Raw genomic sequence first — 19,208 nt, 5'->3', positions numbered from 1 at the left:
AAGGCCCGCTTTAAGCGGGCCTTTTTTCGTTACGCTTTAAACTTGTATGCGTGGTAAGCCTTAATTGCTTTCTCCCACACGTTACCCACTTCCCCTGTACCAATAGGTTTTCCGTCTACTTCAACTACCGGGGCAACTTCTTTGCTTGAAGAGGTTAACCATACTTCATCTGCCTCCAGCAACTCATCTTTGCTAAACCAAGTTTCAGTAACGACCAGGCCTGCCTGTTTAAATGCTTCAATTGCAATGGCGCGAGTAATACCGGGAAGAAGTTCATGGTTTAAGGGGGGCGTAGATATACATCCGTCTTTCACCATAAACACGTTGCATGAACTTGCCTCGGTTATCATACCTTCGCTGTTGTACAAAATAGTTTCGTTAACGCCTGCGTCAACACCTGCTTGGTAGTGCATTACATTGCCTAACAAGGATGTGGATTTGATATGGCAGCGTTGCCACCTTTTATCCTGTTGAAGCGCAACTTTGAAAGGCCTTGCTTCAGATTTTGCTGTGGGCTGTGGTGGCGCTATTTCAAAAGCAAACCCGAATACCGTGGGTGCTATATTCTTAGGGTATGCATGAAAACGTTTTGTATCGGTGCCACGGCTTACGTGGAAATAAACACCAATGTTTCCGCTTTCTATAAACGCTTTGTTTTTTTCGACCAAGCTGGACAAAATGTCTTGCCATTCTTCTGCTGAATAAGGGTTAGCGATTTCAATAGCTTTAAGGCCTTGCGCCATACGCGATGTGTGCCCCTTGAAGCCTACTGCGCTACCAGAATACGTTGGAATGACTTCATAAATACCATCACCAAAAAGGAAGCCTCTGTCCATCGGAGAAATTTTAGCCTCAGAAAGAGGCATATACTCACCGTTTAAAAACGCAATCGTCACAATATTTCTCCTTGTAGTCGGCGACGCCTACTTGTCATCAGTAGCCAGTCTGCCCTTGCTTCTTCTTCATGTTGAAAAACAAAATTCACTTTTTCGCCTGGCACGGCTTGGGCCAAGCGACTTATATCACAGGGGCTTACACAGCCAAGTTTTGGATAACCCCCTAATGTTTGTCTGTCGCGCATCATTACAATAGGCTGCCCGTCGCCGGGAACTTGAATTGCACCTAAATGAATTGCCTCTGAGCGCATGTTTTCTATATCGGCTGTAACTGATTCACCGGTCAACCTAAAGCCCATGCGATCGATAGCCGATGAAACCGTATAGCTGCTTGTTTCAAACGTGCGTAAAGCAACAGCGCTAAAACTCGAAAACTGATACCCGGGAATAACCCGAATAGACTCTAAAAAACCATAGTTGTCTATGTGCTGCCGCGAGAGAGTGCGCATTCTAGCGGTGCTTTTAATTCTGCTGTTAGCTGAAATGTCGATGCAATCGCCATCTTTTAACGCGCATCCCTTACCATCCAACCCACCAAGTTGTTCGCGTACTACCGTACATGCACTCCCTACCGCTTTTGGCACATGCCAATTTCCACCTATTGCCAAATAGGCTTTGCTACCAAGTAGAGCGCTGCCAAACGTAATAGTTGCACCTGCCGGTACATGTTGGCTCTGGTATGTTGCTTTAACGTTTCCATCTACGTCGAGTGACGGTTCCCTGCCAGTCACAGCAATAATACAATCTTCATCAACCCGTAATCGCATTTCACCAATCGCTTCGAAGCATGGCGTACCGTCTAAATTGAAGGCTAGAAAATTGGCCCAATCATAGGCGTTACTATCCATAGGGCCTGATTCACAAAATCCATCCCGTTGTCGCCCTACCCGTCCGTTATCTATGATAAGGCTAAACAATCCTTTACTGAGTACTTCAATTCTCATCGCTCAACCTGCAATCCTGTTCTATATTCCTGTTCAGTAACTGAAACAAACCTAACCACATCACCTGCTTTTAACCGCGCTTCACTTTGCTCATTTTTATGAATGAGCATGTCGAATGCCGTAAGCCCCAATAAATTCCATCCTCCAGGTGATTCACTGGGGTAGACAGCAGTTTGCCTGTCAGCGATTGCAACCGCACCTTTAGGTACGCGTTTGCGCGGTGTGCCTAGTCGCGCACATTTGAGCGCTTCTGGAATATCACCCATATAGGCAAAGCCCGGAGAAAAACCCACTGCGTATACTTTATAAGTCGTGCTAGTGTGCAATTCGATAATCTCTTCAATAGACAGTGACGTTTTCTTACTCACTACACTTAAATCACTTGCATTAGGCGCACCGTACCAAACAGGAATTTCAATCACGGCGCTACTTTCATTCTCTTTTGCTTGCAAAGAGACTGATTGCAGGCTCATGTCTTCAGCGCTTAGATTACTGATGGCACGGTATACACCGTGGCTATCAATTAATGCCATATCAAAAATAATCAACAGGCTGTCATAGGAAGGCACACACTCACGCAGCCAAGCCCACGAATCGCTTCCCTTTTTGCTATCTATCGCTGCCAGCATGTGATGACAGGCATTATTCGCGTCGTCCAGGTTTGCGCCATCAAAGTACAAAATAATGGCGTCTGCACTTGCTGTAACTATTCGCTTAATGCGACCGAAAGCTTGCATCTACTGTCCTTGTTATTTAAACGGCTGTCAGTGCTTGGTTCTGAGTACTTAGTTTTAGATATACCACTCTCAGCACAACAATGGGTAACAGCCTCTTGTATTGTTCTTGTAAAATGTGTTTTTTATGAGGCAGGTTTATAGAAATGTTCTGATTTTCTTTGCAATATTCACCGCCCCTTTAGTATCGCCATGTACACACAGAGAATCCGCTTCTATTGCAAGTGTTGCTCCCGAAGCTGTCGTTACTGTTCCCGATGATATAAGTTGTTTAGCTTGAAGCAATGCGTCGCTCTCGCTTAACACGGCACCTTCGATCAAGCGAGATTGCAGTAAACCTTCATCGGTATAACGCCTGTCTGAAAACGCTTCAAAATACAACGGCAGCCCCCACTCTTGCGCAGCGTCTTTAAGCGCTGCATTTTGCGACGTAGCCTGTACCATTAGCGCAAGGGGCGAATCTAACGACTGCATATTTATTTCAGCTATGCTTTGCATTACTGTGCGCATGACAGCTGTATCTTTCATCATGTCATTGTAAAGCGCACCATGAGGTTTCACATAACTTACGTTGGCCCCGCAAGCCTTTGCCATTCCACTCAATGCACTCACTTGATATTGGATCATAGCGCTGAGTTCATCAGCAGCAATCGCCATACTTCTGCGACCAAATCCCTGTAAGTCTGGATAGGCTGGATGGGCACCTATGTCCACATCATGTTGTTTGGCTAACCGAATAGCCTGCTTCATCACTAACGGATCACCCGCATGAAAACCACAAGCAATGTTGGCCTGATCAATTTCTGCCATAATGGCCGCTTCCACCGGCATAGACCATGCGCCAAAACTCTCACCTAAATCGCAATTTAACTTCATAATGGTTTAGCTCTTACGTTCATTTCAGTATCATGTTACCTGTTCTTTTTAAAAAGTCAGTGCTGATGATAAATATTGGAAAAATTAATACATTACGCGTGGTAGCCCAATACCCTTTTGGCTACGCTTTAGCGCCACTTGTCGAAAACAACGACGAAAACGACTGCGTAATAGAAATAGATGATGCTGAAGAGCTGCAAACTGTGACCCTTGCGATTGACGAAGTAGAAACTTCCCTCGCAGAAGGACAACAGATAGACGTATTTGTAGCCACAGATCAGCGCGGCGATCTCTATGCCACCATGAAGAAACCTTTGATTCAAGTTGGTGAAACTAAGGTACTTAAAGCGGTATCTGCCACTAACTTTGGTGCATTTTTCGACTGGGGTTTAGACAACGACCTTTTAATGCCCAACGACTACCAAGCCCAACCTGTTAATCCAGGTATGTACTATGTTGTTCACACCTTTTTTGATGATAAAACCCAGCGTATTTTAGGTGCTACCAAGCTTCACTATTTTCTAAAGGAAAGTAGTGCCTATCTCAACGAGGGCGACACAGTGCAATGCTTGGTTTATGCCAAAACTGATTTAGGTTTTAAGGTAGTTATCAATGAAAAAAGCTTAGGTCTTATTTTCCATAGCGATGCCTTTAAGCCACTTAAAGTCGGGCAAGCTACTGAAGGGGTAATTAAAACAATTCGTGACGACGGCAAGGTGGATGTAGCCCTTCAGCGCGTAGACAAAGGTGGCCGTGATGCACTTCAACAAGCCATTTTAGATGACCTAGAAGCCCACGGTGGCATTTCTACGCTAACAGATAAGAGTGCGCCAGAAGCCATTTACTCTCATTTTAACGTGAGTAAAGCGGCGTATAAAAAAGCGTTAGGGGCGTTATATAAGCAAAAGAAAATCACGCTTAGCCCAGATGCTGTTCGCCTTAACAAATAAACGCACATGTCACAGCTGCATTGAAGCGCTAAACTGGCCTGTCTTGCAGCTTCCTTTTTTATTTTTATGACATTAGGACAAACAATGAAAGCACGTGTTTCTTGGGATCAAGATTTAACTTTTACAGGAACTACAGACAGCGGTTACAAAACGGTGATGGACGGCAGCGGTAAGGCTGTATCTCCGATGGAATCAGTGCTGTTGGCAGTTGGTGCATGTTCAAGTATTGACGTTGTAGATATTCTTAAAAAAGGGCGCTTTAACATTGAAGCCTGTAACTGTGAATTAGAAGCTGAACGCGCTGAAGAGCCGCCTCGTGTATTTACTAAAATTCACGCGCATTACACAGTGTCAGGTGAAGGCATTAGTGAAAAGGCCCTTGCTCGCGCTGTGCAGCTTTCTGCAGAAAAATACTGTTCCGTCATGCTAATGCTAACGGGTAATGTTGAGATCACTACAAGCTATACTTTGGTTTAATAAACTATAGTAGAACCAGCCTCTTTTTAGCGATTCTCGCTAAGCATTAGTAGAAAAGGCCAACCACTTGGGTTGGCTTTTTCGTTGAAACTGTTTGTTACACTCATAAGTGATTGATATTATTAACAATTAACATTAGTTAACATCTTTGGCATATTAGCTGCTGTATATGGTCATTATTATATAACGACAACTACGTTAGGGTTATTGACCATGGAAACTACAACGCACAGCAACACCTCTTTTTCACCATCACATTCTTTATTACCGTTTTCGCCAACATCACTCAAATTACTTGTTGGAAGCGGTATTGTTGCCCTCTCTCTCTCGATGACAGCATGTTCTGATGCTGATGCCATTAATGACCAAGCCAACGCCACCGAAGTTGAAGAAACCGTTTTTGCTATTCCCGTTGAAACCCAAACCATTGTTACTGGCGACATTACGTCCACTTACGATACAACCGCTATTTTAGAAGCCCGTGAAGAAGCATTTGTGGTTGCGCGAGCATCTGGAATTATCGAAGAAATCTTCGTAGAAGAAGGTGATTATGTTGAAAAAGGCCAGGTACTGGCACAGCTTGATAAACGCCGCTACGAGCTGAACTTATCAAAAGCTTTGGCTGATTTAGCTGGTATTGAAAGCGAACTAGAAAAGGTCAACAAAGTCTATTCTAAAAAGCTTATCAGCGATGACACTTACGACAAGCTCACTTCGCAATTTGAATCAGCAAAAGCATCTGTACGCTTAGCTGAACTTGATTTGAAAGAAGCCACTATCACAGCCCCAATTGATGGATACATTGCAGAAAGGAATGCCAAAGTAGGCAACCTGACTGAATCGTTCCAACGGGAGAGAATGTTCCATATCGTTCAGCAACGTAATCTTCAAGGCATTGTGTATCTGCCTGAAAATGAGCTACCTAACGTAGTGATTGGACAAGGTGCAATGCTTACCGTGGCGGCTTTAGGCGACAGGAGTATCACCGCGAGTGTTGAACGTATAAGCCCGGTCATCGATGCGACCACCGGCACGTTCAAAGTAACGTTAAAAGTACCTAACGAAGATAACAAACTTAAAGCCGGCATGTTTACCGATGTGTCACTTGAGTACGCAACACATGCTAACGCCACGTTGTTGCCTCGTAGAGCGCTAGTTACCATCGATAATAATCATAGTGTATTCGTTGTCGACAACGGCAAAGTTAAAAAAGTTGATATTTCTACAGGCTTTGAAAACAACGAAGTCGTTGAAGTTATTAATGGTTTAAACGGTAATGAAGAAGTGGTTACTGCAGGCCACCAAAACTTGAAAGACAGCGCCCCTGTTGAAGTAGTTAACAGCTAATTCGGCCTAACAAGGAACTCACACAATGCGTATTGTAGATATTGCTGTAAAGCGCCCTGTTGCCGTTAGTATGTTCACTTTTGCGGTATTGCTATTTGGTATGGTGTCGTTAGGCAGACTGTCGGTTAACCTACTGCCTGACTTATCTTACCCTACTCTCACCATTCGTACTGACTACGACGGTGCAGCGCCAGGCGAAGTCGAACAACTGGTTTCAAAGCCCATTGAAGAAGCCATCGGCGTAGTAAAAGGCGTACGTAAAGTCACGTCCACATCGCGTGCAGGCCAGTCTGACGTAGTGCTTTCATTTGCATGGGGTACTGACATGGATTTCGCGAGCTTAGAAGTGCGCGAGAAACTTGATGTATTACAACTTCCCCTTGATATAGAAAAGCCAAGGCTCCTTCGTTTTAACCCAAGTTTAGACCCAGTAATTAAACTGGGGCTGACGGCACAAAGCGATACGTCAAGTTTAAGCGTAGCGCAAATGAAGCGATTACGTTTATATGCCGAACAGCAAGTAAAACGAGCTTTAGAGTCGGTAGAAGGTGTGGCAGCCGTGCGCGTTGGCGGTGGTTTAGAAAACGAGATACACATCCTTATCGACCAGCAGAAAGCCAGTCAGCTGTCTATTCCCATTACCCGAATTATTGACCGGGTCAGTGCCGAAAACATTAACGCGGCCGGCGGTCGAATTGATAACGCAGCCCAAGCGTTTTTGGTCAGAACCCTCAATCAGTTTGAAACACTGAGCGATATCGAAAACCTTTTCATTGGGCGTTTTGAAGGCAGAAACATTCAACTTAAAGACGTGGCAACGGTTGAGAGTGCTTATAAAGATCGTGATGTGGTAACGCGCTTTAACGGCAATGAAGGCATTGAAATTGCCATTTATAAAGAAGGCGATGCTAATGCGGTTAACGTTGCACAAAAAGTGGCTAGCCGGTTAAATGAGGTCAACAACAACTTGCCTTCTAACTACACGCTTAGCGAAATTTATGACCAAAGCGTGTTCATTAAGCAAGCTATAGATAACGTAAAATCAGCGGCAGTGATGGGCGGTATTTTAGCCATGTTGGTGCTGTACCTTTTTCTTAAAGACTTCTGGGCTACCGTTATTATCTCGGTTTCTATTCCGGTATCAGTAATTGCCACCTTTAATCTAATGTATGCCAACGACATAAGCTTAAACATGATGAGCTTAGGTGGTATCGCGCTGGCTGTTGGATTATTAGTAGATAACAGCATTGTTGTGCTTGAAAATATCGATCGCCATAAAAAATTAAAAATGGCTGGAAGTGATAACGCTACAGCTAATGAAAAAACGACGGCAGAAGCCACAGACACTGATGCATCTGCCGCCAGCGAAGGAACAAAAGAAGTCTCTGGCGCAATTGTGGCTTCGACGCTGACCACTATGGCCGTGTTTGTGCCACTGATATTTGTAGAAGGTATTGCAGGTCAGCTGTTTAAAGATCAAGCGTTAACCGTGTCGTTCGCTTTAGCTGCATCGCTTGTTGTTGCGCTCACACTTATCCCTGCGATGGCACATAAGAAGAAAAAGCAACAGCTAGACCACGAAGATGTGTTTACTACACCAGCGCCTACCCCTCCTACGTCAACATTGGGCAAAGTTATGTATTACGTTACCCTGCCAGTTCGTTGGGTATTCAGACTTATCTTTGTATTTTTACCTGCAGCCTTGGTTACCTTGGTGATAGGCGCATGGCATATCGTCAGCAAATTATTAAGCGTTGCGTTTAAACCACTTATCTGGGTATTTAACAAAGGGTTTGACCTTCTCGCTTCTGCTTATGAAAAACTGCTGCGCGTAAGTCTTAAAGCCAAAGCGCTGGTGTTAGCTACTGCCTTTATTCTTGCTGCTGGCGCGATAATGCTTGTACCAAAACTAGGTATGGAACTTATTCCTACCCTGTCACAAGGAGAATTTTCGGTAGAAGTTACCCTCCCTGCGGGCTCGCCACTAGCGCGTACCGACGCTATTATCAGCGAGCTTGCTGCGGTTGCAGTAAATAACAATGATGGCGGCGAAACCAAGGTGCTTCGCACCTATGCCATGTCTGGTACGGGTAGCCTTATAAGCGCCGCGCCTAATCAGGGTGGCGATCATTGGGGCCGCTTAAACATTGTCATGCAGCCTTCGGCGACAGCTGCCGATATGGACGCGGTAAAGCGTGCCCTTCGTGATTACCTAGCCTTTAAACCTCAGGTTCAGGCAACGTTTTCAGAGCCTGAGCTTTTTAGCTTTGCATCGCCTATTCAAATTGAAATTGCGGGTTACGACCTCAATCAATTACAGCAGTATGGCGACGCCATTGCGACCAAGCTAGCCAGTTTTAATAATTTTGCAGACGTAACGACCAGCATTCGTGACGGAAACCCAGAGCTTAAAATAGCCTTCCATCACGCCAAACTTGCTCGCCTTGAGCTTGATGCATCAACCGTTTCTCAGCTTATTGCGGCCAAAGTAGGTGGCCGTGTCGCTACACAGTATAGTGTTGAAGACAGAAAGGTAGATGTGCTAGTAAGAACCCAAGAAAACCAGCGAGATGACATCGCCAGCGTGCGCGCCATTGTTGTTAATCCAGGCTCTGCGCAACCTATTCCATTAAGTGCAGTTGCAGACGTGTACATGAGTGTAGGTCCTAGCGAAATCACCCGCGTTGGACAGCAGCGTGTAGCGCTGGTATCTGCAAATTTAGCCAAGGGTAAGCTTGATGAAGCAGTTGCCGTTGCTAATAAAGTCATTGATGAAACCCAACTTCCTCTATCTTTAAGTGCAACAGTAACTGGACAAAGTGAAGACATGCAAAGCAGCTTCCGTTCGCTACAGTTTGCCCTAGCACTTGCCGTGTTTATGGTGTATTTGGTTATGGCGTCTCAGTTTGAGTCGCTGCTGCACCCTCTGCTTATTTTATTCGCAGTGCCGCTAGCTGGCGCGGGTTCTGTGTATGGATTGTGGCTTACCAATACGCCGCTAAACGTGGTGGTATTTATCGGTTTGATTATGCTGTGCGGTATTGTAGTAAACAACGCTATTGTATTAGTTGACCGTATAAATCAGTTACGCCGTCAAGGAGTAGATAAAGACACCGCTATTCTAGATGCTGCAAAGACCCGCCTGCGCCCTATTGTGATGACCACACTTACTACGGTACTAGGTTTATTGCCTATGGCGTTTGGTTTTGGTGAAGGTGCTGAAATTCGCACGCCAATGGCCATCACTGTTATTTACGGCCTTCTGTTTGCAAGCTTGCTCACCCTCATTTTACTGCCAGTGCTTTACAGCCTGTTCGACGTGAAGAAAAACGTTGCGCAGAAAACGTCTGTTAACACTAATGCGGGCTTTAGTGACGAAGGAGCGATGTCGAAAGGAGGTGTACTATGAGTACACCTTCTCACAACGCTAATAACAGTTCTGAAACCCATACTGAAAAGCGCCAAATAGGTGAACCGAATCAACGCGAGACAGATATAGCTTCACAGCCGCACCTTTCAAAAATTGCAGGTATAGGCGCCTCGCTTGCACGCTTTGCGTTAAATAAGCCCGTTACCATCGGAATGCTGTTTTTGTCTATGTTGCTGTTCGGTATTGTATCTGGCCGCTTATTACCCCTTGAAAAGTTCCCTGGGATTGATATTCCAGAAATGGTAGTGCAGATCCCCTACCCTGATGCAACGCCTGTTGAGATTGAAACCATGATCACCCGTCCGGTTGAAGAAGCTGTTGCTACCATGTCGGGGATAAAGCGATTAAGGGCACGGTCGTACGACAACATGGCTGAGGTCATAGTAGAGTTCGATTGGGATGAAAACCTTAAAGCCAAAAGTATTGAAGCGCGGGAGAAGATTGACGCTATTCGCCACGAACTTCCTGACGATATAGAGCGGATCATGGTGTATAAATTTAACACCAACGATATGCCTATATTTCAGCTTCGCGTATCGAGCGACCGCGACTTATCAAATGCCTACGACTTGCTAGAACGCAACCTTAAGCGTCCGCTAGAGCGTGTTCCGGGTGTATCGAAAGTTGAGCTATACGGCACCATGAAGCGTCAAATTACTATTCGCTTAGATCCTAAGAAAATGGCGGCCTACCAAATAGACGGTACACGCTTAGAGCAGCAGCTTCTAAACGCAAACTTCTCGCTAACCGCGGGCTACATGTACAATAACGGTGAAAAAATTCTGGTTAACCCAACTGGCGAATTTACCGATGTAAACGATTTTAAAAATATGTGGGTTACTCGCAGCGTTCGCTTGTCTGATATTGCCAGCGTGACTTACGAGCTCCCTCAACGCAACGAAGGACGTCATTTAGATCGCACCTTTGCGGTAGGCTTTAACGTATTTCGCGAATCGGGCAGCAATCTTGTAGAAGTTTCCGACGCGGTAATGAAAGTTATCGAAAAAGCCAAGGAAGACCCTGAGTTTACAGGCATTAGTTTATTTGTAATGGACGACACCGCGAAAAGCGTAACTTCGTCGCTGAGCGATTTGCTAAACGCTGGCCTTTTAGGTGCGTTACTTTCAGTTATTGTGCTGTACTTATTCTTGCGCCAGCTTACCACCACCTTAATCGTGGTGCTTTCTGTACCATTCTCAATTTGTATTACCTTAGGTGTGATGTATCTATTAGGTTATACACTCAACATCTTATCGTTAATGGGCCTCATGCTAGCGGTAGGTATGCTGGTAGACAACGCCGTTGTGATCACTGAAAGCGTATTTCAAGAACGCCAACAAGAGGGAGACATTAAGCGAGCCACCCAGATTGGTGTAAACAAAGTCAGTCTTGCAGTCATTGCCGGAACTGCAACCACGGCAATAGTGTTTTTACCTAATATTATTGGGGTAAAAATAGACGTGACTATTTTCCTAGAGCACGTTGCTGTGGCTATCTGTATATCTCTGTTCGCGTCGCTTTTCATTGCTAAAACACTTATTCCCTTGCTGACAACTAAGGTAAAGATCCCTGTTGTAAAAACGCCTAAAACACCGTCCTACATAAAAGGCTATGGTCGTGCGCTTAACTGGATGTTGAAACACCAGGGCGTAACTTGTGTTATTGCTCTGCTTATTCTCGCGTCGACCTTTGTGCCTATGCAGGTGGTTACGTCCGACGATGAGGGTAACGACAACCAAGAGCGTATTTGGCTTAATTACCATGTGACGCAAAACTTCACCTTGGATGAAGTGGAAAAAACCGTAAATAAAATGGAAGCTTATCTTTATGAAAACCAAGAACGCTTTCATATTAAGCAGGTGTATACCTATTTTACTGCTGGTCATGCAGTAAGCGGTATCACACTTAAAGACGAGTTGCCCGTAAGTGTAGGAAAAATCAAGGAGGATATTCGTGAAAATATGCCTTCATTTGTGCGTGCTCGCCCCTCTTTCCAGTGGGATAGCGGCAACGGTGGTGGCGTAAGAGTAACGCTGTTGGGGGAATCTTCAGAAACCTTGCTCACTATTTCAGAGCAAATCATTCCTATTCTTTCCACCATAGATGGGTTGGAAGATGTAAAGGCCGACACGGGATCTACCCGTGATGAGGTTCAAATACGCATAGACAGAGAGAAAGCAAACCGCTTCGGCATACAAGTAAACGATGTGGCTAAACTTATCTCTACGGCACTACGCGGCAGTAATTTACGTACATTCCGCTATGGAGACGCCGGAGAAGTGGCGGTGCAGCTTAAGTTTGGCAGCGATATTCAAGCCTCGTTAAGCGAACTTAAGAACATCAATATTGGGTTTACGCAGGGTCAATCGGTAACGCTGAACATGATTGCAGATTTCTCTGTGGTGCCACAGCTTTCGCAAATTAACCGCAACTATCGTCAAACCGCGCTAGCTATTGGTGCAAATTTAGAGGGTGAAACCACCACCGAACAAGCTCGTGAACGCATAGAAAAAGCATTAGCTAATATCGAATTGCCGACAGGCTATAAGTGGACGCTAGACGGCAGCTTCTCTCGCCAGGATGAAGCCAATGCCGTAATGCAAATGAATATGCTATTAGCGCTTTGCATGATATACGTTGTGATGGCCGCGCTGTTTGAATCGCTAATTCTTCCAACATCTGTAATTACGTCACTACTGTTTTCCTTCACAGGTGTTTTTTGGGCATTCATGGTTACAGGCACATCTATGTCTATCATGGGGATGATTGGCATGCTGATTCTGATGGGTATTGTGGTTAACAATGGCATCGTATTGGTAGACAGAATTAATCAGCTAATTAATGAAGGCTTGTCGCTGTATGACGCAGTGATTGAAGGATGTATGACACGTATCAGGCCTATTCTGATGACAGTAGCCACTACAGTTCTAGGGCTTATTCCACTTGCGATGGGGAGTACTCGAATTGGTGGCGACGGTCCTCCCTACTCACCAATGGCCATTGCAATCATTGGTGGGCTAGTATTCTCAACGCTAACCAGCTTGTTCTTAGTACCACTTGCCTACGTGTTGCTACTAAAGCTTAGGTTTAAAACGCAACGTTTGTTTAAAACCAGTAAAGCGCGTGTAGCCACGTATATTAAAATCGCTAATTAAGGCGCATTTTAAAGCAAAAAATAAGACAAAAAGCGGGTCTAGTTTTCACCATTTACGTCAACGTGATTGACGATGAGTGCAAGCTAGCCCGCTTTTTCTGGATTTATCGTAACCGCAATCAACGCCTTAGCTACGCGACGTTAAGTATTCATGTACGGCATCAGCGTGACGCTCAACTGAAAACTCAATTAGGCTACTGCCATTGCACGTCAACCCTTCTTCAGACGTTACCATACGCAACACTTCACGCTGACTAGCACCAATGCGTCCTACGTTACGTGAAAGACTAGAGCGAAGTACTCTAACGTCATCATTTATCACTGCTTTACAAAACCCTGCGAATTGGGTTTCGCCTACAAAGCGTATGTCTTTTTGTGGTGCTGCGGCAGTTGCGTTAACGCTAAATGCTACGGTTGCAGTTACAGCTAGCACTTTTACCGCGTTGGCTAGTTTCGATTTAACTGGTTTCATGTTTAATTCCTCAATGTGTAGATAAAGGCTTTAATCAAGTTTGTGGCAAACTCTTAGTTTTTGGTTGAACAAAGCTGAACAATCAACAATTCGCTCAACGCCCTTTATTTATGCATCAAGAATTAAAACTTTTCTGTTGAATGATTGTGTAATGGGGGTAAATGTGTGGTAAATCAGTTTGTTACACCATTGTTACTAGGCTAAACCACTGTTTTATCGAGATTAATTTAGATTACATATTACTAATATATCTAGCGATGGAACTTGTAGGAAGAAAGAAATATAAGATTTAAGTATAAAAAGGCCCCTTTTGGGGCCTTAAAACTGTAATTTTAACAAAATATATAATGATAAAGCGCATCTAATGTACAGAAAACCTCACCATTTCCGTAATTAAATTACAGAAAGCGTGGGCGATTACTCATATTTGCGTTCGCGCTTAGTTTCAATGGCATCAATATAAGCATGCCATGACGCGTAGCCGATTATAGGCATTAACACGATAAAACCAATAAACCCGGTTACGTAACCAATCGCAACGGTGGTAAAGATGATCGCCCCCCAAATAAGCATGGGCACCTTATTAAGCCATACTGCGTTAACGCTGGTTAATACGGCGGTAGCAAGGTCAACTTTACGTTCCATCAAAATAGGTTGGGTAAACGCCGTAATGAAAAGCATAGCCAATGTAAAACCCGCACCAACAATTGTGCCTAGCGCTAAAAACGGTAACAAGCTTTCTAAGTCGTTTTCTATATAAGGCGGATAAAGCGCGTGGATTAGCGATGCAACACGCAACCAAAATATCATCATCACCATAAGCAGTATGGCAAAGCCCCACTCGTTAAATGCATTTCGGCGCATTGCGCGTAAAGAGTGGCGTAGCGTGGGCTTGTGGCCTTTTTCCATTTCCCAGCTCACATCATAAAGACCAGCAGCCAGAAATGGACCTACCAACATAAAGCAAACAATGGCGGGTAAAATAACTAAGTGCCAACCTGTCATTTCAACCAAGTACATAATGAACCACGGAATAACCGCGAAAAGAACGCCATAAAACAATGTGAGACCTGGTGCGCGCATAGCGTCTCGTAATGCCAATGACAACCATTTTATAGGGTCGCCAACGTCTAATTCTTTACAGGGAATAACGCGTGCTATACCACTTTGCGTGATTGCATTCTCTGGTGTTTCTTTGAAATGGTGCGACATATTCTTATCACCTCTTCTTGTTAGCCTGTTTGTTACTAACGCGTTTTTTATACACGCCTTACTACTACGATAGGCGCTGAATGAAAAGTTCACAAGCTATTAACATAAATTTTATGCTTAAGTGACAAGCGGATTATTCATCTCGTTATGTGGTCAATAAATAGCCACTTGGTGAAAAAAGTAGTGCTTAAAGCAGAAATACTGCAAAAAGGCCATCGCATATGGCTTTGTATTGCGATAATCTCAGGGTATGTAAATCAACCAGATAGACCATGAAAACTGTATCTCGCTCACATAAATTAGATAACGTTTGTTACGACATTAGAGGCCCAATCGCTGCGCAAGCACGCAAAATGGAAGACGAAGGACACCGCATATTAAAGCTGAATATCGGTAACCCTGCCCCATTTGGATTTGAAGCCCCTGACGATATCGTAAAAGACGTTATTCATAACCTGCCTACGTCTCAAGGATATTCAGACTCGACAGGAATTTATGCTGCCCGTGTGGCCGTGATGCAGTACTACCAGCAGCGCAACATTAAAGACATCCGTGTAGACGACGTTTATATTGGTAACGGCGTATCTGAGTTAATTATGATGGCAATGCAGGCGCTACTTAATCATGGCGATGAAGTGCTTATTCCAAGCCCTGACTACCCGCTTTGGACAGCAGCAGTTAGCCTCTCGTCAGGTTCACCCGTTCATTATCGCTGCGACGAGCAAGCAGGCTGGTTCCCAGATATTGACGACATAAAAAGTAAAATCACCAGTAAAACTCGCGCGATCGTACTGATCAACCCTAACAACCCAACCGGCGCAGTTTACGACAAAGCCCTTTTACAAGATGTGGTTGAAGTCGCCCGCGAACACGGACTTGTTGTATTTAGCGACGAGATTTACGACAAAATTCTTTACGATGAAGCAAAACACACCAGTATTGCTTCACTGGCTGACGATGTTTTTTTTGTTACCTTTGGCGGCTTGAGCAAAAACTACCGTGTGGCGGGCTTTCGTTCAGGTTGGCTAGTTGTCAGCGGCAATAAGCGATTAGCGTCTGACTATATTGAAGGGCTTAATATTCTGTCTTCCATGCGGATGTGCGCTAACGTACCGTGTCAAAGTGCTATTCAAACTGCGTTAGGCGGCTATCAAAGCATTGACGACTTGGTGAAAGAAAACGGGCGTCTTCGCATTCAGCGCGACGTGACTACAGATATGCTAAACGGCATTGACGGTATTTCGTGCGTTAAACCTAAAGGTGCCATGTATTGTTTCGCTAAAGTGGATGAGAAGAAATTCAACATTCAAAACGACGAACAAATGGTGCTGGACTTATTAAGCTCTGAAAAAATTCTGCTGGTACATGGTCGCGCGTTTAACCTGACCGAAGGCACGTACTTTCGATTAGTATTTTTACCGCACAGCGATGTATTGGTGCCTGCTCTGCATCGTATTGGCAACTTCTTTAGAACGTATAAGCAAGGGGCGTAATGTGTCTGATAAAAGTCACTTTTTCGCGCATCTGGCGCGCTTAAAGCTTATCAATCGCTGGCCGCTTATGCATAACGTGCGCACAGAAAATGTGCAGGAGCACAGTTTGCAGGTGGCCATGGTTGCCCATGCGCTTGCTTTAATAAAAAATAAGTTTTTTGGCGGCACACTAAACCCTGATCGTATTGCTACCATGGCAATATTTCACGACGTGTCGGAGGTACTCACCGGAGACCTCCCTACCCCAGTGAAATACTTTAACCCTGCGATTAAAGAAGAATATAAAAAGATCGAAAAAATTGCAGAGAACAAGCTAATTGAAATGGCACCAGAGGCATTTCGAGAAGACTATGCGGCGCTTATTGATCATCACTACCATAGTGAAGAAGAAGCTTTTATTGTGAAAGCAGCAGACGTACTTTGCGCTTACCTAAAAACGCTTGAAGAATTAGCTGCTGGTAACCAAGAGTTTAAGCTGGCTAAGAAAAGATTAGATAAAACCCTTAAAGAATATCATTCTGAAGAGGTGGACTACTTCTTAACGCGTTACGTACCAAGCTTTTCTTTAAGTCTTGATGAAATTACGCAAGACGATATGTGAGCAAGGCGATTAACAGCCCATAAATCACTATACTGACGAATAGAAGTAGCATACACAGCAAGGCAGCGAGGTTTTTTTGGCAACAAGCGATTGGGAATTAGCATTACACGAGCGTCGTTTACCCCGCAGTGAAACAAGAGACGGCGATCACCGCAATCCGTATCAACGTGATAAAGCACGCGTTCTTCATAGCGCCGCCTTTCGTAGATTACAGGCAAAAACGCAAGTGCTCGGTGTGGGGCTGAGCGACTTCTATCGCACTCGATTAACCCACTCTCTAGAAGCCGCCCAAATTGGCACCGGTATTACTGCCCAACTTTGGGTGAAATTTCCAGATATCGCCACGACGTTAGCGCTTGATCCTACGTTAATCGAAACCCTCTGCTTGGCTCACGATATTGGTCATCCCCCATTCGGCCATGGTGGTGAAATTGCCCTTAATTACATGATGCACCAATACGGCGGGTTTGAAGGAAACGGACAAACTTTTAGGATCATCACTCAGCTAGAGCCCTATACCGCCGAACACGGCATGAATTTATGCAGAAGAAGCGTGTTAGGCTTGGTTAAATATCCAAACTTTATCGATGCCCTTCATAGTAAAGGACCTACGCCAGAGCGCCCTGTTTCACTTCGTCAGGTAAAGGCCCACGACTGGCATCCGCCAAAAGGTCTGTTTCGCTGCGATGAGCCCCTATTCGACTGGCTACTTGCGCCATTTAGCAATGAAGATAAAGATGCGTTTATGCAGTTTACTGCAAAACTGAATGCACACAGTAAAACGCAATTTAAATCGTTCGACTGCTCAATTATGGAACTGTCTGACGATATCGCCTATGGCATTCACGACTTAGAAGATGCCATTGTAATGGATATGGTCGACAAGCATCATTTTGTCGAGGATGTAACCACCCCGCTAAAAGCGCTAGATGTACCGTGGCTGTCAGACAATATAGAAGTGCTAACCAATAAGCTATTTAGCGCTGCACATCACGAAAGGAAAAATGCCATAGGCGCGCTGGTAAATAGCTTTATTACAGCTATTGAAATAAAAGGCGTTGAGGGTTTTGCTCACCCGTTACTGGCGTTCAACGCCGTAATGCCTGAACATTTTGCACAAGCCTTGGAGCTTTTCAAACGCTTTGTGTTTAACAAAGTAATACGCCGCCCTGATGTGCAGCTTCTTGAATACAAAGGACAGCTGGTGGTTATGGAGCTTTTTGAAGCCTTTGCATCAGATCCTGACCGCTTACTTCCCGAAAACACCCAAGTTCGCTGGCGTAAGGCCTGTGAGAGCGGCAATGGTATGCGCGTTCTCGCCGACTATATATCGGGTATGACGGATGAATTCGCATCTCGCCTATACAGCAATATCTTTTCACCTAAACAAGGCGGTATTCAAGATAGTCTGCATATGTAGATTGTTTTGTTTTTCCTAATTAGTTGAAATGAAAAGACCGTACTCTCGGTCTTTTTTATTATGTTGAACTTACTCGTTACATTAACGTAGCTAAATGTACTGGGCGAAGTGACGACCATTTCTCATAGTCTTATCATAATTTAGGTGACGTAATGCCAAAACCATTTAAACCCTCAGTAAAATTAACTGATAACGACGTAACCAATGAAGGCGTTTATATGAATCGCCGTTCATTGCTCAAATCTATGGGCTTTGTGGGAGCGTCTACGCTGTTGGCGAAGTCGGCAGGCGCTGCCGGTTGGTTTTGGGAAGATGAAGAAGAGAAGGCAGCGTTTAAGGGAAAGGCGCTGGAGTTTAGTCAGCCCCCTAAGTTTCAAATAACGGAAACCCGAACGCCTGAAGATAAAGTGACCAGCTACAACAACTTCTATGAGTTTGGCACATCTAAAGATGCACCAGCCAAAAATGCGACTGAATTTCAAACTAATCCATGGACGTTAAAAGTTGACGGGATGGTTAAAAACCCCATTGAGCTTGATCACGATGCCTTGACAAAGCGTTTTCCCCTTGAAGAACGCATTTACCGCTTGCGCTGTGTGGAAGCATGGTCGATGGTGGTGCCTTGGATTGGGTTTGAGTTGGGGGCGTTGTTAAAACAAGCCGAGCCATTAATGTCAGCCAAGTATGTGGCGTTTGAAACCCTGTACGACCCTGAGCAAATGCCCGGTCAACGAAGCCGCTTTACCGGTGGTGGTATTGATTACCCTTACGTAGAGGGTTTGCGTCTTGATGAAGCTATGCACCCGTTAACGCTAATGTCGGTTGGTCTTTACGGGAAGACCTTGCCACCTCAAAACGGCGCGCCTATCAGGCTTGTTGTACCGTGGAAGTATGGTTTTAAAAGCATTAAGTCTATTGTGAGAATTCGCCTGACCGACAAGAAGCCTCCTACCACATGGAATCGACTGGCCGCCAACGAGTATGGCTTTTACGCTAATGTGAACCCAAACGTGTCACACCCAAGGTGGAGCCAGGCCAGCGAGCGTAGAATAACCACAGGTGGGCTACTCGCCAGAAATCGCATCGACACCCAAATGTTCAACGGTTACAGCGAAGTCGCGCCGCTATACAAAGATATGGACTTATCCCGTTATTACTAGTTGTAACTTTATGAGGCCACAACCAAACAGCTAGTCATTCAT

15 protein-coding genes are annotated in these 19,208 nt (G+C 44.7%); 9 read left to right on the top strand and 6 right to left on the bottom strand.

The features are described from left to right. Nucleotides 1-29: 29 nt before the first annotated feature. From AC0J2X_RS07415 to AC0J2X_RS07400, 4 genes are all read right to left on the bottom strand, one after another. The gene (locus AC0J2X_RS07415; protein ID WP_278711953.1) at nucleotides 30-896 is read right to left on the bottom strand and encodes a D-amino acid aminotransferase; all 867 of its coding nucleotides are present in this window, start codon (nucleotides 894-896) and stop codon (nucleotides 30-32) included. Further along, complete coding sequence (locus AC0J2X_RS07410; RefSeq protein WP_039225493.1) at nucleotides 893-1,840, bottom strand: 5-oxoprolinase subunit C family protein; 948 nt, start codon at nucleotides 1,838-1,840, stop codon at nucleotides 893-895. The genes AC0J2X_RS07415 and AC0J2X_RS07410 overlap by 4 nt, the downstream gene beginning before the upstream one ends. After that, nucleotides 1,837-2,577: a 5-oxoprolinase subunit PxpB gene (gene pxpB, locus AC0J2X_RS07405; protein WP_069944456.1), complete on the bottom strand. Its 741-nt coding sequence runs from the start codon at nucleotides 2,575-2,577 to the stop codon at nucleotides 1,837-1,839. The genes AC0J2X_RS07410 and pxpB overlap by 4 nt, the downstream gene beginning before the upstream one ends. Nucleotides 2,578-2,712: 135 nt before the next feature. Continuing rightward, nucleotides 2,713-3,450, bottom strand: a complete 738-nt coding sequence (locus AC0J2X_RS07400; protein WP_014949745.1) for a 5-oxoprolinase subunit PxpA — start codon at nucleotides 3,448-3,450, stop codon at nucleotides 2,713-2,715. Between the two features lie 65 nt (nucleotides 3,451-3,515). Here AC0J2X_RS07400 and AC0J2X_RS07395 point away from each other — a divergent pair, with 65 nt between their 5' ends. The 5 genes from AC0J2X_RS07395 (at nucleotide 3,516) to AC0J2X_RS07375 (ending at nucleotide 12,809) form a co-directional block, all read left to right on the top strand. Then, nucleotides 3,516-4,400 (top strand): CvfB family protein, encoded by an 885-nt coding sequence (locus AC0J2X_RS07395; RefSeq protein WP_014949746.1) that lies wholly within the window; start codon nucleotides 3,516-3,518, stop codon nucleotides 4,398-4,400. 84 nt (nucleotides 4,401-4,484) lie between these two features. Continuing rightward, nucleotides 4,485-4,877: an OsmC family protein gene (locus tag AC0J2X_RS07390; RefSeq protein WP_014949747.1), complete on the top strand. Its 393-nt coding sequence runs from the start codon at nucleotides 4,485-4,487 to the stop codon at nucleotides 4,875-4,877. Between the two features lie 213 nt (nucleotides 4,878-5,090). After that, nucleotides 5,091-6,224 (top strand): efflux RND transporter periplasmic adaptor subunit, encoded by a 1,134-nt coding sequence (locus tag AC0J2X_RS07385; protein WP_039225481.1) that lies wholly within the window; start codon nucleotides 5,091-5,093, stop codon nucleotides 6,222-6,224. Nucleotides 6,225-6,249: 25 nt separating this feature from the next. After that, on the top strand, nucleotides 6,250-9,633 hold the full coding sequence (locus tag AC0J2X_RS07380; RefSeq protein ID WP_472995911.1) for an efflux RND transporter permease subunit: 3,384 nt from the start codon (nucleotides 6,250-6,252) through the stop codon (nucleotides 9,631-9,633). Beyond that, on the top strand, nucleotides 9,630-12,809 hold the full coding sequence (locus AC0J2X_RS07375; protein WP_472995910.1) for an efflux RND transporter permease subunit: 3,180 nt from the start codon (nucleotides 9,630-9,632) through the stop codon (nucleotides 12,807-12,809). The genes AC0J2X_RS07380 and AC0J2X_RS07375 overlap by 4 nt, the downstream gene beginning before the upstream one ends. Nucleotides 12,810-12,935: 126 nt before the next feature. Here the strand turns inward: AC0J2X_RS07375 and AC0J2X_RS07370 are convergent, their stop codons facing one another. Both AC0J2X_RS07370 and AC0J2X_RS07365 read right to left on the bottom strand, forming a co-directional pair. Then, nucleotides 12,936-13,280: a DUF3718 domain-containing protein gene (locus tag AC0J2X_RS07370; RefSeq protein WP_014976749.1), complete on the bottom strand. Its 345-nt coding sequence runs from the start codon at nucleotides 13,278-13,280 to the stop codon at nucleotides 12,936-12,938. A gap of 417 nt (nucleotides 13,281-13,697) precedes the next feature. Further along, nucleotides 13,698-14,492 carry a DUF2189 domain-containing protein gene (locus AC0J2X_RS07365; protein WP_014949751.1) on the bottom strand — a complete coding sequence of 265 codons (795 nt, stop codon included), beginning with the start codon at nucleotides 14,490-14,492 and terminating at the stop codon, nucleotides 13,698-13,700. 272 nt (nucleotides 14,493-14,764) lie between these two features. Between AC0J2X_RS07365 and AC0J2X_RS07360 the strand changes: the two genes are divergently transcribed. The 4 genes from AC0J2X_RS07360 to msrP all read left to right on the top strand — a co-directional run bounded on the left by AC0J2X_RS07360 (nucleotide 14,765) and on the right by msrP (nucleotide 19,166). Further along, nucleotides 14,765-15,985, top strand: coding sequence for a pyridoxal phosphate-dependent aminotransferase (locus tag AC0J2X_RS07360; RefSeq protein ID WP_014976750.1), 1,221 nt, complete (start codon nucleotides 14,765-14,767; stop codon nucleotides 15,983-15,985). Between the two features lies 1 nt (nucleotide 15,986). Next, nucleotides 15,987-16,586, top strand: a complete 600-nt coding sequence (yfbR, locus tag AC0J2X_RS07355) for a 5'-deoxynucleotidase (RefSeq protein ID WP_012519109.1) — start codon at nucleotides 15,987-15,989, stop codon at nucleotides 16,584-16,586. Between the two features lie 76 nt (nucleotides 16,587-16,662). Next, nucleotides 16,663-18,006, top strand: a complete 1,344-nt coding sequence (locus tag AC0J2X_RS07350) for an anti-phage deoxyguanosine triphosphatase (protein ID WP_069944459.1) — start codon at nucleotides 16,663-16,665, stop codon at nucleotides 18,004-18,006. 152 nt (nucleotides 18,007-18,158) lie between these two features. Continuing rightward, complete coding sequence (gene msrP, locus AC0J2X_RS07345; protein ID WP_110288754.1) at nucleotides 18,159-19,166, top strand: protein-methionine-sulfoxide reductase catalytic subunit MsrP; 1,008 nt, start codon at nucleotides 18,159-18,161, stop codon at nucleotides 19,164-19,166. Nucleotides 19,167-19,208: the final 42 nt, after the last annotated feature.

The organism is Alteromonas sp. R7 (assembly GCF_055755235.1).
This window is presented reverse-complemented; position numbering and strand designations above follow the sequence as displayed.

Excerpts from the sequence above, each read along its gene's own strand:
- msrP (WP_110288754.1), top strand. The coding sequence starts at position 18,159 with ATGCCAAAACCATTTAAACCCTCAGTAAAATTAACTGATAACGACGTA.
- AC0J2X_RS07385 (WP_039225481.1), top strand. The coding sequence starts at position 5,091 with ATGGAAACTACAACGCACAGCAACACCTCTTTTTCACCATCACATTCT.
- pxpB (WP_069944456.1), bottom strand. The coding sequence starts at position 2,577 with ATGCAAGCTTTCGGTCGCATTAAGCGAATAGTTACAGCAAGTGCAGAC.
- AC0J2X_RS07390 (WP_014949747.1), top strand. The coding sequence starts at position 4,485 with ATGAAAGCACGTGTTTCTTGGGATCAAGATTTAACTTTTACAGGAACT.
- AC0J2X_RS07380 (WP_472995911.1), top strand. The coding sequence starts at position 6,250 with ATGCGTATTGTAGATATTGCTGTAAAGCGCCCTGTTGCCGTTAGTATG.
- AC0J2X_RS07375 (WP_472995910.1), top strand. The coding sequence starts at position 9,630 with ATGAGTACACCTTCTCACAACGCTAATAACAGTTCTGAAACCCATACT.
- AC0J2X_RS07365 (WP_014949751.1), bottom strand. The coding sequence starts at position 14,492 with ATGTCGCACCATTTCAAAGAAACACCAGAGAATGCAATCACGCAAAGT.
- AC0J2X_RS07410 (WP_039225493.1), bottom strand. The coding sequence starts at position 1,840 with ATGAGAATTGAAGTACTCAGTAAAGGATTGTTTAGCCTTATCATAGAT.
- AC0J2X_RS07395 (WP_014949746.1), top strand. The coding sequence starts at position 3,516 with ATGATAAATATTGGAAAAATTAATACATTACGCGTGGTAGCCCAATAC.
- AC0J2X_RS07400 (WP_014949745.1), bottom strand. The coding sequence starts at position 3,450 with ATGAAGTTAAATTGCGATTTAGGTGAGAGTTTTGGCGCATGGTCTATG.
- AC0J2X_RS07360 (WP_014976750.1), top strand. The coding sequence starts at position 14,765 with ATGAAAACTGTATCTCGCTCACATAAATTAGATAACGTTTGTTACGAC.
- AC0J2X_RS07370 (WP_014976749.1), bottom strand. The coding sequence starts at position 13,280 with ATGAAACCAGTTAAATCGAAACTAGCCAACGCGGTAAAAGTGCTAGCT.